This is a genomic window from Algivirga pacifica, from assembly GCF_039543525.1.
Lineage (GTDB): Bacteria > Bacteroidota > Bacteroidia > Cytophagales > Flammeovirgaceae > Algivirga > Algivirga pacifica.
Genome location: NZ_BAABJX010000004.1, coordinates 60,897 through 78,838 on the forward strand (window position 1 = coordinate 60,897; position 17,942 = coordinate 78,838).

Annotated in this window: 4 protein-coding genes; 1 reads left to right on the forward strand and 3 read right to left on the reverse strand. The window is 40.4% G+C overall.

The genetic code is table 11. The features are described from left to right. Positions 1–37: 37 nt before the first annotated feature. Positions 38–4,750, reverse strand: a complete 4,713-nt coding sequence (locus ABD985_RS00850) for a choice-of-anchor Q domain-containing protein (protein ID WP_345368517.1) — start codon at positions 4,748–4,750, stop codon at positions 38–40. Positions 4,751–5,015: 265 nt separating this feature from the next. On the opposite strand from ABD985_RS00850, the gene ABD985_RS00855 reads away from it, so the two are divergent. Continuing rightward, positions 5,016–6,119, forward strand: a complete 1,104-nt coding sequence (locus ABD985_RS00855; RefSeq protein ID WP_345368518.1) for an SO2930 family diheme c-type cytochrome — start codon at positions 5,016–5,018, stop codon at positions 6,117–6,119. A gap of 180 nt (positions 6,120–6,299) precedes the next feature. On the opposite strand, the gene ABD985_RS00860 is transcribed toward ABD985_RS00855, so the two are convergent. Both ABD985_RS00860 and sov read right to left on the reverse strand, forming a co-directional pair. Next, positions 6,300–9,548 carry a T9SS type A sorting domain-containing protein gene (locus ABD985_RS00860; RefSeq protein ID WP_345368519.1) on the reverse strand — a complete coding sequence of 1,083 codons (3,249 nt, stop codon included), beginning with the start codon at positions 9,546–9,548 and terminating at the stop codon, positions 6,300–6,302. A 939-nt stretch (positions 9,549–10,487) separates the two neighbouring features. Then, positions 10,488–17,870 carry a T9SS outer membrane translocon Sov/SprA gene (sov, locus tag ABD985_RS00865; protein WP_345368520.1) on the reverse strand — a complete coding sequence of 2,461 codons (7,383 nt, stop codon included), beginning with the start codon at positions 17,868–17,870 and terminating at the stop codon, positions 10,488–10,490. Positions 17,871–17,942: the final 72 nt, after the last annotated feature.

Here is a 17,942-nt window from a genome sequence, read left to right on the forward strand (position 1 = left end):
CTTGTGTAATGACTTAAAAAAGTCTTTTTATTTCTTATTAGTTATTATTGATTACAACCTTTTTAATTAAGGTATTCTGACTCACTTGGATAAATAAAAAGTAAACTCCATTTACCAAACCTGGTACTGAAAGTGAAACAAACTCAGATGTCTCATCTTCTTGCTTTATTGTTTCAATCACCTTACCATTAATATCTTTTAAGAGCATTGTATATTCTCCTTGTAAATAAGGGTGTTTAATCATGAAATTCCCTTGGGAAGGATTTGGGTAAACAATAATCTGCTCTTGTTTTACTTCAAAATCATCTATCTTCGTGATAACTTCTCCCTCTACAACACCAGGATTTGATCTTGCACCATTAATTGGGAGCTGTTCTGACACCCTTGCATTATTATTTGTTTCTATGTAACAACCTGCTGTATTTACAGCCTCTATCACATATATCCTCTCATTAGCACTTGGATTAACATCACTGTACTGAGAATTACTAGCTGGTCGTGTATCTAATACCTGAAGACGGTCTAAAGAAGGGCCTCTTAAAATCCTCACTTGACTTACTGTAAAACCTTCATAGGTAGTCCAACTTAAGTTCACAGATCCATTGACTCCTTGGTTGGCTTGTAAATAAATTGTCTTATGAGCAATACTTCTTGAAGACTCTACACCACATTCATCTACAACAGATAATGCATATCTTTCTGGAGCCACAAGAGGGTTTGACTCAGTATCCACAAAATAGTTAGGCCCATCAAATGGTACTTTTCCTACCAATTGAAAATCGTTGTCTCCTACTTCCTTATATACCCTATAAGTAGCGATTCCAAGTTCTTTTTGCTTATCCCAAACCACCATATTCTTCCCAGTAGCTGGATCAACCGACACCACACAGATCTGCTGTGTCAATGTGATAGCTGGACGGGCAGTGATACTTACGGCATCTACTCCACATTGTCCATCTTTGGTTACAATAACTTGATAATCTCCCACTGAATTAACAGAATAAGTACTTTGCTCACCTACTAAGTTCCACTCTCCTATTTCTGATTTCTGGAACCATTTATAGGTATCGTAAGTACCATCAAGTTTGAGTAACGTATTAGGCACACCTTCTGCACAAACTTCCTGATCACCTTCAATGACGATAGCAAAATTTTCGATCGCACTATTGGCTTTCACCTCATACTCTTTTTCAATCGTACATCCTTTGGCTCCATCAGTTACGACTAACGTATAGAAGCCTGCAGATAGGCCTGTTAAAGCTCGCTCGTAAAATTTACTACCATTGGCATTCCTCCAATAAAAACTAGCTTGCTCCGGTAAAGTAGAGAGTAATTCTAAAGCGCCAACACTCTCTCCACAAGCCACATTGGTTACGTCTACTTCTACCTTAATAAAGTCATCCACTAGCTCAAAAGATGTTGTATACTCAATTCCTTCACTATCCGTCACTAAAACTTGATACCCCCCTAGATTCAGATCAGTCAACCACTCACTATTGGATGTAAAACCATTCGGTCCTGTGACTTGTATGGTATATGGAGCAGGAACATTTCTCACTGCTATCTCAGCTTCATATAACTCTTCTACGGTACATCCCTGGGAAGTCACAGTTACCGAGACACTTCCTCCTGCTACTCCATCCTCGTGCTCATAGGCTCCTAAGTCAGGTTGGAAACCTGCAGGGTTAGGTCGTGGGTTACCTGCTAAATCATAAGGAATTACGTAATCCATGGAACCTGCCCCTATGGCTGGAGAGTTTTCGGAGAGTGTGTAATCTCCGTTGGTGGGGTCACTAAAACTTGGATTACCTATAATAGCTAACTGCTGCATTTCTTCTAATGTTCTAGAAGAAAACCATGTATTTAATAATACTTTTTGAAAGTCAACATTATATGTTTGAACATCATACTTGTGTCCAAACACAATAGAGTTTCTTAATTGTAACCCAACGTGAGAATTCTCACTAATCCCGTAAGGGTGAGTGTTTTTTGCAATAGTAGTATGTGTTATTTCATGTGGATTATTAGTATCTGAATATGGATCATTCTTTATATCAATCACTGAATAACCTTCTGAATAGTAACCATCCTTATTAATAATATTATTATCTACAATCAAGGTATTTCTTATAATTAATTGAGTGTTTTTTCCACTGCTGATCAAACTATATTCTGAGGTATTATTCTTTATTACTGAATTCGAAATAACCAACCTACTATCATTGAATGAAATAATACCATCACTACTCTGTTCAGAAAATCCTCCATCATGCTCAATAATATTTAATTTATTAAGACTTATTGCAGACTTTAAATTTGAACCTGTTGAAGGTACATTTATAGCAACTTCTGCATTCCTAATAGTAAAATTATTAAATGTAATACTCTTTGCTTCGCATGAAAATATAAGATAACTCCCACTACCATCAATTAATACTTCTTTTTGGTTAGCACCAGTAATGATCGAACTTTTATTCAAAACTAAACTATCTTCATGATACGTTCCATCAGCTAATACAAACTCTGTACACTCCTGCTGTAGCGCTACTGCTTTCTTCAAACTTGCTAAAGGAGCTTCTTTCGAACCAATATTTGTATCATCTCCTGCAGTGGAAATATATAGCTTTGGTACAGTAGCATAAGCCCCATAATCAATACTATCTGTCAACGACATTTCACTAGTTGTCAACGTCAACCTGTAAACACCATCCAAGATATGACCTCTCAATACCGAATCCTCTGAAGTAAATCCATCAGGACCACTCCATGCATAACTTAGTTGATTACCTGAATAAGAAACCTCTGTACGAACCACCACCGTTGCCTCATCGATCATACATTCCGCAGGTTGCTCAAAAGTTAGACTCAAATAAGCTGTACCCTTCGCTTCCTCAGTCTCTATAGCTCCCAAATCCGGCTGAGTGCCTACTGGCATTGGACGCGTATTTCCATTCATATCCAATACCAAAGAAGAGGTACTTCCCACTTCCAATGCTGGAGAATCTGGCAATAAGCTATAATCTCCTTTGGAGGAAGCTCTGAATTTCGGGTCTCCTGTCACGTTTGCAGTTCCGGACCAAACCCCTTCTTGCTTTACTCCATCAATATATCCGCCTCCTACCAAAGAGTAATTGGCATAGAACTGTGCCTGCTTAATCCAATCCAAATCTGACACTTCTCCGGATGCAATATTCCCGTAGACAATGGAGTTTTCTAGGTTCACTTCCGTAAATACGTCCGAATAATAAATTCCTCCACCCTTGGCTGAAGTATTATTTTCTGTAATTGTTACATGATTGAAATTCACGGTAGCTCCTTCACCCAAGTAGACCCCCGCTCCATGATCACTGCTCGTATTTTTAGCGATTATTGTATTCGATATATCAGCAGAACAATTGGATAGATATAGTCCACCATGACCTGTATTCTCCAAAACCTGGCAGTTTTCCATGGATAATGCCCAACCGTTAAGTACTAATGCTCTTCTGGCATTATTGGAAATACTTACATTTTTCAGCGTTAAGGTATCTGAAATAGTAGAACTTGAATTATAAGCATTGATAACGGACTCTAATGAAGTTGCTCCCGCAATACTTTGTTGAATTCTTAGATTTTCCAACTGTACATTTCCTCCATTCAATGTCAGCAAACTTTCCTCCAGAATAACCTCTTCCCCTTCTCCCTGAATATGAATGTTCTTGTCAATGCTCAACTCCTCTGTATAGGTTCCTTCCTTCACTACTATCTTTGCTGAGTCATCTACTGCTAAAGTCAAAGCCATCGCAATAGAATTGATTGGATCTGCTTCCGTTCCCAACCCTGAATCACTTCCATTATCATCCACATATAAAATAATGGGAATATCCGCTGCACTATCCAGCTCATGTTCTATAGCTCCTACGTCAGCATTTTTCCCATCAGCATATGATCTTGGATTGCCATACAAGTCTGTTACAACTCCTAAGTCATAGTTATAGGCTGCTCCAATGGCTGGGGAATAATCATGTAATTCAAAAGAACTCAACACCAAAGGGTCTTCATAGTAACAAGGGTCACATCCTTCATTCACCATAAAGCAATGATACATATTTGCTCCTAATGCCTGTGCCATACTCGGAATGATGGAATTATAAACGGATAAATGAGCATCATACAATCCTTGCCTATCGTTCGCAACAAAAGTACAGTGTGCTAATGTCACGTCTCCTGAGTTTCCATTGTACTTAACCGCCTGTAGGTTATCAGTTAATACGGTATTAAAGACTTTTAAACTGGAAGTCCCTGCATTAAGAATAGATATTGCTCCATCCCCGAAATCCTGGATAATACAATTCCATACCTCTGGACTTGCATTCCCTGATACCTGAAGTGCAATACCTGTATCCTTTCCTCCCCCAATCATTGTAAAACCCTTAATTACCGTGGCATTCGTCTCATCAGTATTGAATTTTACTAAAGGCACATACACATTGGAAGGACGCAAGATGGTGGAGCTGACTCCATCTTTAGATTGCAATACAATGTCTTTCCCTTTGAAATCAATATTTTCAGTATACTCCCCAGCCAATACCCAAATAGTATCTGTTGCAGAGGAAAGGTCAATAGTTTTTTGAATAGAGGCTAACGCACTTAAACTATCAGTACCTGCATTGGTATCCAAGCCATTAGGCGCTACATACCAAGAATTTTGGGCATACAATCCGATAGAACAGCAAAGTAAAAAGTTGGCTAGAAAAAGTTTTAGTTTCATTGTTTGTTATTTAAAAATAAAAATGATGAATGAACATCACCTTTCTAAAATAGTTTTTAGTGCTATTAGGTTAGCTCTAAATAATTCAGACGAATATTATTTAAGAAAGTTTCGAAAAGGTCTTGTCTTTGAAAAAGACAAATAAGAGACATTAGCTGTCACGAATTTAAATACTTATTTCTAATTATCTTTGGTAAAATAACCATGTAATATCCCCTCAAAAATAACTCCTTCACTTTCAATACATAAAACGTAAGTTCTCTCCATGAAAACTTACACTTTACCTCAAGCGCTTTACCTCTACGTCTTTGTACTTTTAGGTCTATCCTCCTGTAAAGAAGATAGTCCTCCTCCAATAGAGCGCCCCATACCTACGGTAATCCTTTCTGAAGTTCCTTATAATACACTATCAGCGTATGGTTTATTTGATGAGGACTCCTTGTCGAATATGTACCCTAATGCTCGTGTCTTCCCTTATACACTAAACACTGCTCTATTTACAGATTACGCCTATAAATCAAGGTTTATCTATTTGCCTGAGGAGACAAGCATCGTTTACCGTTCGTTGGAAGCCTTAGATTTTCCTGTGGGTACTATTTTGGTGAAGAACTTCTACTATTATCAGGATGAAAGGAGGCCTGATTTGGGAAAGCAGCTTATTGAAACACGATTGTTAGTCCATAAAGAGAATGGATGGGAAGCTTATCCCTACAAATGGAATTCAACACAAACAGATGCTGACTATTGGCCGGAGGGAAAACGATTGGATGCTTCATGGATTGATCAAGCAGGAAGCTTACAAACAATCTCTTACCAAATTCCAAAGAGATCAGAGTGTCAAAATTGTCACACCTTAAGTAATTCAATGAGCCCCATTGGTCCTAGTAGTCGAAATCTCAATATGGACTATAGCGATGGGGGTGAAACGTATAATCAATTGACGAAAATGGAAACCATGGGATGGCTGTCTAACTTACCTCCTATAGAAAGTATAGAAAAGGCAGCAAATTGGGAAGATACCACACAATCTTTGGAAGCTCGTGCTCGTGCCTATTTAGATATCAATTGTGGACATTGCCATCGTCCCAATGGTCCTGCACACGATTCTGGATTATTTCTCTATCATCAGGAAAATGATCGGTATAATTTGGGGATATGTCAAGTTTCTATCCCTGCCGTTAGTGGTTCGGGTGGGTACCTATACGACATCGTTCGTGGTAATCCTGAGTCATCCTTCCTTGTTCATCGTATGGAATCCAATGATGAAGCCCTAAAAATGCCAGAAATAGGTAGAAGTGTGGTTCATAAGGAAGGGGTTGCCTTGATTGCTGAGTGGATCAGAAGTATGAAGCCCAATGACTGTCCTTAAACAATGGGAGAAATAAAAGAAACTGCCTCTCATTCCATAAAAATTGAAGTTGATCAAAAGTATGTATGTATAAGGATTAAGGAGGAAGGATTAAGGAATACCTCTTATACAAAGTTTCTCCTTTCTCCTTTCTCCTTTCTCCTTTCTCCTCTAAAATGACTCTACCTAATCATTACAACATCATTGCTTCAGGAACTGATAACTATTCACTACCTGACCATTATTCGAGAATATTGCTCTATATACTCCAGCTGGTAAACTTTGTACATCAATGGAATGTAAGCCATTACTCAGCGCATCTACCGTATACATCATCTCTTGTCCGTTCACATTGATAATCTTCAGCGTCAAGTTATCATACTCTGATGGCGCTTGTAATAGGATATTCAAATGTGTGGAAGCTGGGTTTGGATATAGACTTGCAATACGTGCATTCATACTATATTCCGATGGCTTTATCTTGAATTTCACTTGTTTGTAGCATACTTCCCCACTACAAAGAAGGAGATAAACCTTCAGTACATAATAGCCGGCATCTGTCAAGGTTACTCCATCAGGATCCATAAATGCATAAGGTGGGTCGGTTTCCAAAATCTCTTCCTCGATCAAGGTTTCTGTTTGCCCTTCTAGCTTGAATAATTTAAAGGTCACTTTGTGAGGGTTTTCTACCCAATTCTCCAATACCAATGAAGGATATAACGTTACGCCTGATTCATAATGGAAATCAGGAAGGACTCCGTCTATACTCCAGATCAAGTCCTCACAAATTACTGGAACATCTTCTCCTACTTTGAACTCCAACTGCTCAAAACATACTGTCCCATCCGCAAAGTATGCGTAGAACTTCACTTTGTAATGACCTTCCTGTTCTGCTAGCCATTCTACGATATATGGAGGAGTATCCAATACTTCTACAAAGATTTCTTGCTCAGAGCCCAACCCTATTTCCTCAAAGATCCTTACAATAATCGTCTCTGGTTGCTGAGGCCAGTGAGACGTATTCACTTGAATCTGTACAGTCTCTCCTTCTTCTACTGCATGTCCCTGGTGAATCCCTCCAATTTTCCATTCCAAGTCTTCACATAGTGGAGGAACTGTTCCTTGCCCATCCTCATCCTCTACATTGAAACGCAATTGTTTAAAGCAAACTTCGCCATTTGGAAGATGCAGGTATACTTTTACTTTATAGATTCCTGCCTCTTCAGGAGTCCATCCCATACCATTATTGTACTCAAAAGGTAATGTATAATCTACATACTCGTCCACTAATACCTCTCCTCCATTCAGGTCCTGATAGATTCTGAAATAGACCTTCTCAGGAAGAGGTGTCCAATTATCAGATACCGCCTCAAAGAAGAATTCTTGTCCTAGGGGATAAGCCTGTCCATTTTGAGCACCTTCAATTCTCCAATCCAAAGAAGCACAATCTCCATTACCTTCTTCTATCTTAAAAGGAATCTCATAACAACACTCTACGGCCTCTGGAGTTACCGGTGGAGCAAAGTGCTGACACACCTTCAAGATATAATGCCCTGCTCCTTCTTGTGTGAAATTAATTCCTTGCTCATCATACCAATAAGGAGCAGTATCATCTTCTACTACTTCTATGAGTGTTCGGTTATTTTGATCATCCAACTTGTAAAGATAAAAAGTAACCTTTTCCATCTCTAACCCCATATCATTCTTATTCGTCAGTGAGATATACAACTGCTCGTCTTGCGCATAAGTCACACCATAAGAAATGCCATTCAGTTCCCAATATTGTTTTAGTTGATTGCATTTGAAGTCAATCACCTCTACTTCCACAGGAGTACGAGCGCTCTCGCAGCCATCAATCGTACAGCTTACATAATACACTGTGGTTTCTGATAGGTTTGGTGTCTGGAATGTCTCTCCATATCCAAGTACCACATCACCCTCCAAGGTCGCATACCAGGTATATAGACAATTCTCATCAGGATTAATAACACTTAAAATTGCTGAAGTCCCCACACAAATTCTTTCATCATCCACTTCTGGAGCATCTGGTGTGCCTTCTTCTCCCTCTACTACTATTTCCTTGCTTATTATGCATCCGTTATGATCCTCTATCGTTACGATATAAGCTCCTTTTGCTAACTCAATATCCCCAATACTCCCCTCTTGCGCTACTTCAAAGATATTCTCATACCCAGCATTTGTAATCGATACTTGATAAGGAGGCTTTCCTCCGCTAATCATTCCGCTGAATGTTGCAAATTCTTCTCCACAAGCTACCTCTCCAACCATATGTTCAAATTCGATTGGTGAGCTCACCTTTACACTAATCGCACACTCTTCCATTATCCCTGTATCACCTGTCACTTTAGCCACAATATCAAACCCTCCAGTGGTCATTCCAGGTTTCACGGTTACAGATAAGCCATCAGTATCTCCAATAATCATTGCTCCTGAAGTGTTATTTTCCAACGTCCACTCTATTTCATACAATTCAGGGTTTTCATAATCTGGGAAGACTAGATTAAACATCATATTTTCTCCATCACAACTCAATTCTTCTCCTTCAATCTGGCAGCTTGGCACAAAAAACACTGCCGCAGCTTGTAAATTTCTACTACGATTTCCGAGCACCATAAAATTCCCATCCTTCGTTACACTTTTCGTACGCATCTGGAACGGACTACCATTAATTGCTGAAGCTGATCGAGACTCCCCATTTTCATCCAGTCCCCAATCTACACGGCTAGAAATATGTCCCCCAAAAGCGATAATCGCATCCTCTGCCGTAGCTGTAAAGGTTACTTTAAACTGTGTAGATGCACCATTAGTCGTATAGTCACCTCCGGAAACATAAGAAACATCCGTAATTACTCCACCCCACATAGAAACTTGCTTTTCACTATTTGGTAGCGCATTGTAACTAGCCACTGGCTGTCCTGCAACAGGTGTATTGGTTACTAACGGTGCCGGGACAGTAAAAGAAGACGTCTCAGATTGCCCTAAAAAAGGAGTGCCCAACGTAGGATCTACTGTTTCTGCAGCATGGCCAAATACAGAATGTGGCTCCAAACGATCATAAGATGTGATATAGTCTAATCCTATCTTATCCATTACAGCTATATCAAACTCAAAAACGACCTCGTAAACTGATCCTATCATCGTATTGTCAATCAACAAGCGATAAGGAACAGAATATCCCTCTAGAAAATGTGATTGGTTAGGATTTAAGTTTCCATTCTGCCACCCTTCAGTTCCAGATAAGTCTGCCGAGTTGTTCCCGTATTGACTGAACTTATAATCCCCTCCTGTCTGTGCGAATAGGCTATTGGATAGTAGTAAAAGACTGAAAATATATCCCAATCGGCTTTTATAGATTTGCTTGATCAACGAGAACATAAAATCAGCATTTCGGCTTTCGATTAGGACTTTGGCGTAATAAGCGTTTTTCATAGTTGGTTGTAGGTTATTTGGGTAACGTTTTTTTATAGTCTTTCTAAACACATTCCTATAAGCTGCCCGAAAAATCATTTCCAGACAAAACATACATCTGTAATGCATTACCCAATTCTACACGATGAAAAGCTCGTAACAAAAAGTCATTAATATTCATTTTCTACTCAAGGAGACGTACGTAAGACTTCACGTGTAATCGCCTATTTTTTACACTAATTCACGACTATCCAAAGGAGATATTAACCCAATATTTGAAGAATATTTGCTCAAAATCCGACCGTAAGCAAGTCACTACACAACATATAGTCCTTTATTTGAGGTATTTCATAGAAATTCAAAAATTTGCAACATGTATGGTTCCTTCTATTCCAACCTTAATACAATAAGTGCTTTCTCATCCTCTTCGGTTAAAAAAATTAAATATTTACGTGTAATGGAACTTACTTAAACGCTTCAAAAGAGATCCTATATTCTAAAAATAGATGTAATAATTCACCGTTAATCAATAGGTATTGGACATAAAAGCATGAATCATCCCATATTAACAAATGGCTTAACTTTCTGAGAATTCATCACTTTACAGTTATCTCACAAGCCCTTTATGAGCTTCTTCATTTTTTCCTTGCCACCGTGGCCCGGATGAAAAACGAAGCAAAAAAATCAAGGCTTTGAAGAATTTGCCTAATTTTTAATCGCAAAAGCTAAACCCATTACATGGCGTATTCAACTCGCTACGCTCAAACAATGGAATTTTCTTAACGCTTTGACGATTAAAAATTTTAACGGCAATTCTTCAAGGCCATTTTTAGATATATAAAGGTACTTTCTAAAGAAAAAAATATGAGTCACCCCTTAAATGTTAATATGGAGTGACTCATGTCTAATATTTCTACTCAACCGTGTTAGGTGCGCTATAAGACACCTCTACGGAGCTAACTATTGTTGTGTCAGATCATATCTCAGCTGAAAACCAAAGGCCGTATTGGCCTGTCTAAAGGCCGTGGACACTCTTGGCTCATTCACTGCGCGCTCAAAATAAAACTGCAGGTTAGCTCGGTCATTCAATACATAATTGATGGTTGGCTTAAGTTGGAAGTTCCAGGTACCTGCCGTAACCACATCCTCTTCAGCAATCTTACGTTGATAAGTCAAAGACTCCCGAATAGTTAATCCCATACGGAAAGTGATATCGTTATCCAGAATCACCGTCCTACCCTGAGAGCGGAATGGTAAGCGCATCCCTGCCTTGGTATAGCCAATATCGATCACAAAGTCATTATTGTTCTGCTCGGCTAATTGAGCATTAGAAAGGTTCATGGATAAACGTCTTCCTTTCTTATAGTCCATTCTCAACTGGAAATCGTTCGTAAACTTCATGGATACCCCGATCAGTGGAGAGAACTGCTCATCAATATTGATTTGGTTCATCACATATACCGGAATCACTGCCCCATTCTGACTTTGTGATGCCAATGGTGCATCTCTTTCCGAGAGGTCCATTCCGATTTGTGCTACCCCATAAGACAAGGAAGAAGAATATGTTCCTACATCATATTTAGAGGAATAACGGTGGTTTAAAGAGAAAGACTGTAATACCCCATCAAACACTGACCATTTGGACAATCCATTATAAGTGACCTGCCAGTTCGGAATAGGAATCTCTGGGAAAGGGCTAAAGTCTACCTCTTCAGCACTTTTCCCGGTATAGGCTGCTACAAAAGATGGAATCAATACATCCTGATCATTTAACCCATACGGCACTCCCGGATTCTCTGACAACAATCTTTGTTGTATCACTTCCCTATTTCTCTCGAACTCCTCAAAAAGAGGAGAACGCTCATTCTCTACTTTTGTAAAAGAAGTCAATAGGGTAAAGTAAGAAGCTCCCCAGCTCCCCGATCTTTGAGGGGATTGAGAGTCAAATATATTGGTATCAGGGATATAACGTAAAATCTCCGTATAAGCACTATTCCTTGTACGGGTAGCCTCCAGGGCAATCCTGAAATCCTTGAAAGGCTCTACATTTGCCCTAAAACGCATTTCCTCTGATCTTCTCTGCTGGAAAGGAGTTGATTGGCTATTGCTTCTCGCCAAATAAGGTAAGATTTCATCCCTAATCCCAAAGTCCTGACTACCCAGTAGGAAATCTGCCCCTGGGGCATCCCAGTTCTCATCAAAACCAAATAACTTCGGAATAGGGGTATACCCCGGTATAATCGTTTGATTACTCTGAGAATAAGAACCATCTACATCCTTAACCATCGTCAGGAAACGGGCCGTTCCATCTGCAAGCTCTCTGCCTACCGATTTCTTTTGCTCTCCCTCTTTCTCCAGGGCACGGATTTCCTGCTTCAACGCTTTCAGTTCCTCCTCCAACTTGACTAGCTTACGATCAAGCTTCGTCGTATCAGAAGAAACCTTTTGCAAGGCCGCTAACTCTTCCTCTAAGCTAGAAGTATCCAAACTATCCGCTTGTCGGCTTGCGATCTTTTCTTGTATATTTTCTTCTTTTTTCTTTTGCTTACGCTCTGCTTTTTCCTTTCTTTTCCCTTGCTTTTTCTTCAAACGACTGATCTTCTTTTCCAGACGGCCCTCTTTCAGCTTCAATGGATGATCTGCATCTAAACGTGTTCTCCTTCTTCGAGCAGGAGAAACCTTACTTCTTCTACTATTACCTCTAGCAGGCTGATTAATGACTTTTAAGTAGTTGGACTGATCGTAGATACGCTTCAAGTCTATCTTACCATTCAAGGAGAATTGCTGAGAGTTCTGAATATTATTCCCCAAAGAATCTGCCAACCCCAAGGTACCCGCTGTCCAGGTAGATCCTCCCGTATAGCGCATATCTGCACTCATAAAAGACAATACAGGGATTTTATCCAATGGTAGTCGATAAGTCGCATTGATATTTTGATTGAACTGCTTCAATCGGCCAAAACGCTTCAGGTTACTCCAAATAGAATCTTGTGCAGCTTGATTATCTACATCCCCTATTGGCTCATCAATAATCGCATTGGCAGTAGCTGCATAATCCAACGTCAGGGACTTGGCCACATTCCAGTTTACATTATAGTTCCTATTAAAAAGGAAGCCTTTCTCAAAATAAAGCAACTGAGGATCTTCATTTAGTTCCCTATCCCTCAACTGTGTTCTCTTGAATCGACGATCCAACTTACCATTAATCGCGACTGAGTTAGGTAATGGATTAAAATTAAAATCCTTCAACAAGGCCAAATATGGACTATCCAATACTTTAGATGATCGGAATGGTTCAATAGGCTTCAAAGGACTTTGATAGGCGTAAATTGCGCCCAAACTCCATTGAACATCCTCCATGGAAGCCGTATTCTGATTACTCATAAATCGGCGTGTATAAGCTCCATTAAAGGTGAAGTTCTCAATATCCCAAGGGTAAGACTTAGCTCCTTCCCGCATCTTTTTCTTACGAATTCCTGAAGTATTGATACTGAAAGCATCCTGATAGTCCCTCACCTTTTCCCTGTAGCTCTCCGCCTTCAGCTCATCATCAAAAGTACTTAAAGCAACACCTAACGGGATATCCGGATCCAATGGATCAAAGAATGGATTGGAAGTTGATTTCTCATAACTGACAAATAACGGCAAGCTAATACCTACCCTATCCAGCCAGAACTTCTCCATATTCATATTGGCAGAGATATCATAGCTCAGGTTCTCGTTACGCTGGCGATCGCCCACCTTATCCTGTATACCTCCAAATCCTACCGTAGAATAACGAAGACCAGCCCTTACGTTACCCAAGTCAGCTAGATTTGCATTCAAGGTAGCATTGGTTGCCCATCCAGAGAATGCATTATATTCCGTCACCCTCAACTCATTGGCCCATATACAAATATCTTTATCAGCACCCGCAAATTCATTCTGAAGATTACGTACCCCTATCATCGCGGTTTGTACAGAACTAAGGTCCGGACGACCATAAAGTGTCACTCGGTAATCCCTTACAAAAGTAGTAAAAGGCTCTCCGACAGGAAGGTTAGCCCTATTTCTTTGGGCCTTGATTTCATACAACTCCTCCAGGGAAATATCTATTTCATTCTCTCTCGGCCAGATTGCTTCCGGAGCCGTCGATCCCCTAGGGGTAATCTTCAACGGCACTTCGATCTCATAATAGTTCTGTACAAAGTCTGTTCCCAATCGTAAGAAAGCGGCCACTTCTCCATCCGAGACATTATCTCCCTCTGCGTGCAGCTCCATCCGAATACGTTTATAGTTGACCAGATCAGCGACAAGGTTTTTATACACGGCCCGACTTTCTCCATCCGGCAGGTCCTCTACACATACCTTCAGTGATTGCTCATTGATTCTACGTGTCACAAAAGAGGTAATATCATAATCACGCTCAAAATCAGGAGGTAATACATAAGGAATCCCATTATCCTCTACGTTTCCATTCTCCTCGATATTCACTGTAGATATCGCAATAGTCGAGGTTGGAGCTGTTCCTTCCTCAGGATTATCAATATTCTCTTCATATGCTCTCCACTGCGCCTCTACCAATTGATAATTCAATAGTCTCAAAACGACAGGTTGCTCCCAATCTGTCATAAACATTCGCATAAAACGAATCGACTTATAGGACTGAATTCCTCCTACTGCCTCGGCATGATTTCCTCTGATCGGGATTCGGAACTGATACCAGCGAACAGTTTCATTATTAGTTTCCTGCGTATTCGACTCCACCACGTCCACAATAAACGGGTGACTTCTATTTAATTGCCCTGGTCGAAGATCTACCTCATACTGGAAATACTGATCCAACTGCGCCAGGGTATTATCCCTGTTCAAATCCTCATTATCAGGCTGATTGGTTGACGACTGAGCAAATGAGCTCCCTCCATCATTATTCTCTGGAGAGTTTCCTTCCGTACCGTTGAAACGCTTATAACGTTGCAAGATATCGACATCAGTACCACTATATTCCAGATAGTACCTGAAATCATCTGCAGAGGGGTCATTGATAATCTCATCCCTCACATCCGGAGATAATACTGCAGGTAAACTATTGATAAAGTCTGCAAAAAAGGCCCGTTCTTCCTCAGAAGACAATCCATCAAAACCAACATCTTGTGCTTCCCTCGGTACAGCATTATTAAAAGCATTGTTGAGGTATTGTGTATTCGGGGTCAACCCAAAGGCCTCATTCTCCACCATATCGCTTCGGTTGGTGGTTAGACCATTTTCAAAGAAGTGACGTCCATCCGGAATCAGGTCCTCCGAGATATTTCCAAGGTTAATATATAGTTTACCCCCCGTAGTATTGTTCTGACCTTCTACTCTGGCATTTTCCCCTTGCATAAAAGGGTCCATCATCCAGAACTCTATATATTGTATATTGAGATTATCAAAATCCACATCATGCGAAATCGCTTTGGTAATTGCTCCAAAGTTATCTTCCGGATTCTTTAAATGGCCATTTTGATCTAAATCTGGATTATAGTTAAACTGCCCTCTTTCAGAAGGGTAGTAAGCCAGGTCAAAGGTTACTTCAGGAACACGAATCTGTCCTTGTTCTTGTCCTTGAAATACCTCCCCAAACGGAATCTGACGTGCGTAATGATTTCGTTGCATCTCCTCAGTCACCCCCTCAGGCCTGCCATTCCCATTCAAGCCTCCGTCAAAATAAAAGGCATTATCAATATTATACCAGGCAAGTTTTGCTCTATTGTAGTTAATACTCTGGGGATTTGCGTTATCCACCAACTGTTCCTTAATCAGCTCAGGAGTGGCACCTAAAGACCATTGTACCACTGACCTTGTCAAGTCATGGGCCGATTCTGCCTGTTCAAAGTCATCAATATAAGCGACTCCCTCTGTCCCTAACAGCTTGGGAGCACTAGGAATCAACTGCGCTATTTCACCTTTAAACGTTACAGAAGAAGTGGCCTTGGTGGAAATTCCGGGTAAGGCATCAACCATCTTAGTCAACATTCGAGAATCCTTACGATAATCGATAGAGGCACCCCAAAGTGTGTTCTTAGTTGGTTCACTCCCTACGGAAACCCTACGGATATTAGGCTTCTCATTGAGGTGCATTAAGGTAGCCGTCAGCTTCAGGTCTGGATTGACAAAGTACTCTAAATCTACCCCGGCAAGGTTTCTGGTTTGGAAGTTGAAAGGGTCGGCACGCTCAAACTGAATCTTGATATCCTTTCCGGAGCTCATAATCCCCTCATTCAGAATACGAACCCTAGAGAACTGATAATCCACGGTATAGTCTGTTCCTTCTGTCAAAGGTACCCCTCCTACTGTCACAACCACGGAATTCTCTGCAATCATCATTCCTGGCAATGCAATTTCACCTGAACCTCCAGATTGATAACTTCCTTTAATAAAGTATTTATTTTGTGCCGTATTTAGCTTTGCATCGGCTTGTGTACCAGTATACAAGGTATCAAACACATACTTATCCACTAAGTTGCTCTCTGCTGGCAAGAAGTAGGATTGTAAATTATTACCAAATGGCTCCAGTACTGGGAATATCACTCGACCATTATTGGGTTGAATAGTGACTCCTTCTATATAGTCAAAGTTACCATCTGGTTGATACTCCAGGTTCTGGTTCAAGGTATCCAAACCCGACAAACGCAATAATGGAATATTCCTAGTGTTTTCTCCTTCGTGTAAACTCGGATTATCTACACCGGAATCATCATCCCTATAAATGATCCTCAACTGGAAGTTTTCCTTTTGAACCTGATTAGACTCCAAAGGATAAATATTCTTCATCATCAAATCCCAGGTCGGTAAATCTGTTCGTACCGTAGAAGGACTCAACAACTTAAAAAAGATAATATCATTTGCACCCAAGTTCGTATAATCCTCATTCAGTTCTCCGACCTTGAATGTTTGTCCATTGTAGGTATACTCAAAGGCTACCGCCAATACCTCATCATTTCTTAAAGGGGTATTCAAGGTGATATATCCCAATTGAGCATTAACCTGAAACTCTGAAGGTGTCAGTTCCCTGGCAGAGGCTAGTACCTCAAAGTCTACTCCATTTTCCATACCCAGGTTTTCAGATACCGTTTTCACCTGATCCTGACTACGGGCAGAAGTATTTCCCGTCAAGGTTTCATATAAGGTATTGGCATCATTATCGGTTGGAGAAGGCATTCCACCCCAAGACGGATTATATGGATCTCCTTCACCAAGGTCCATATAAGCCGCAATACTCCTCAATGATTGTGTATCATTACTTCTATTGGTAACATATACCTTTACCCTTGTAACAATGGCTCCGGAGTTGACGTTAGGGAGCTGTTGAAGAGAGCGCTCGTAGTTATCTCTAAAAAATTGAGAAAGGAAAAAATGTCGATTATTCTCGTACTCATCAGCCCGAATTTCAAATTCCTTGGACTGGGCACCGTTACGGATTGTCAAGGTTTCTATAGAACCTCTCTGGCTAGAAAAGACACTATTAATATAAAGGTTTCCAAAACGCAAACGAGAATACACTCCAAAAAGGTTTTGACCACCAGAGATCAATGAGTTACTTACTGGAAAACTCACATTACCGACCTGTATATCTTGTATAATATCATGGTCATAAGCCGTATAGGAAACATTGTAGCGTTGATCAAACTGAAAGACACTTTTGGTATCAAAATTACCTGAAATCGACAACTTCTCCCCGATCTTGCCTTCCAGAGCCATACCAATCTGCTGATCAAAATTAAATCCTCCCACACGTTGTTGTCTCACAGGAAGTTGAGGGTTATCAACCCTTTGCCAGCGCCCACCAAAATCGAGTAATACACTACCACTGGTATTAAACACCATCGTACTTCCTCCAAACAGACGATCTGCCAATTGTCCTAAGTAAATTGGCGGAATCAGGCGTTTGCCGTCTTTACCGGGAAGTACGTTTCCTCCATCCTGCTGAATGGACAAATCTCTCCAATAGTCTTTTTGCTGCTTGCGGTACAGATAGTTTCGGTATTCATCAAAACCAATCACCGAAGGAGGACGAAAGTCTATTCCCTTCAAGTCCTCATTAATCTGATAAAAATTACCGCTGGAATCGATTTCAATAGACAAGTCAGCACCGGGAACCTGATTCAATAGCAAGGGAGATGTACTCCTCGGATTGGAGATAGGATCTCCAAATCGATCATCCTCATAAGGGCGAAGATCTCGCTTAGTAGTATCTTGAATAGGCTCTTGTGGTATCTGTTCTACCTGAAAAAAAGTATGTAGACCTGCGCTGCGCTCTGCGGCCCCACTATATAGAGAAACCGAAAGCATCAGCAGCATCAGTAAAAATCCCGTACGCTGCAAAGCTCTAACGTTTAAATTGTCAATTCATTTCTCACCGGAGCTACCCCGTGACACTGTCGGATCAAAAGAAAT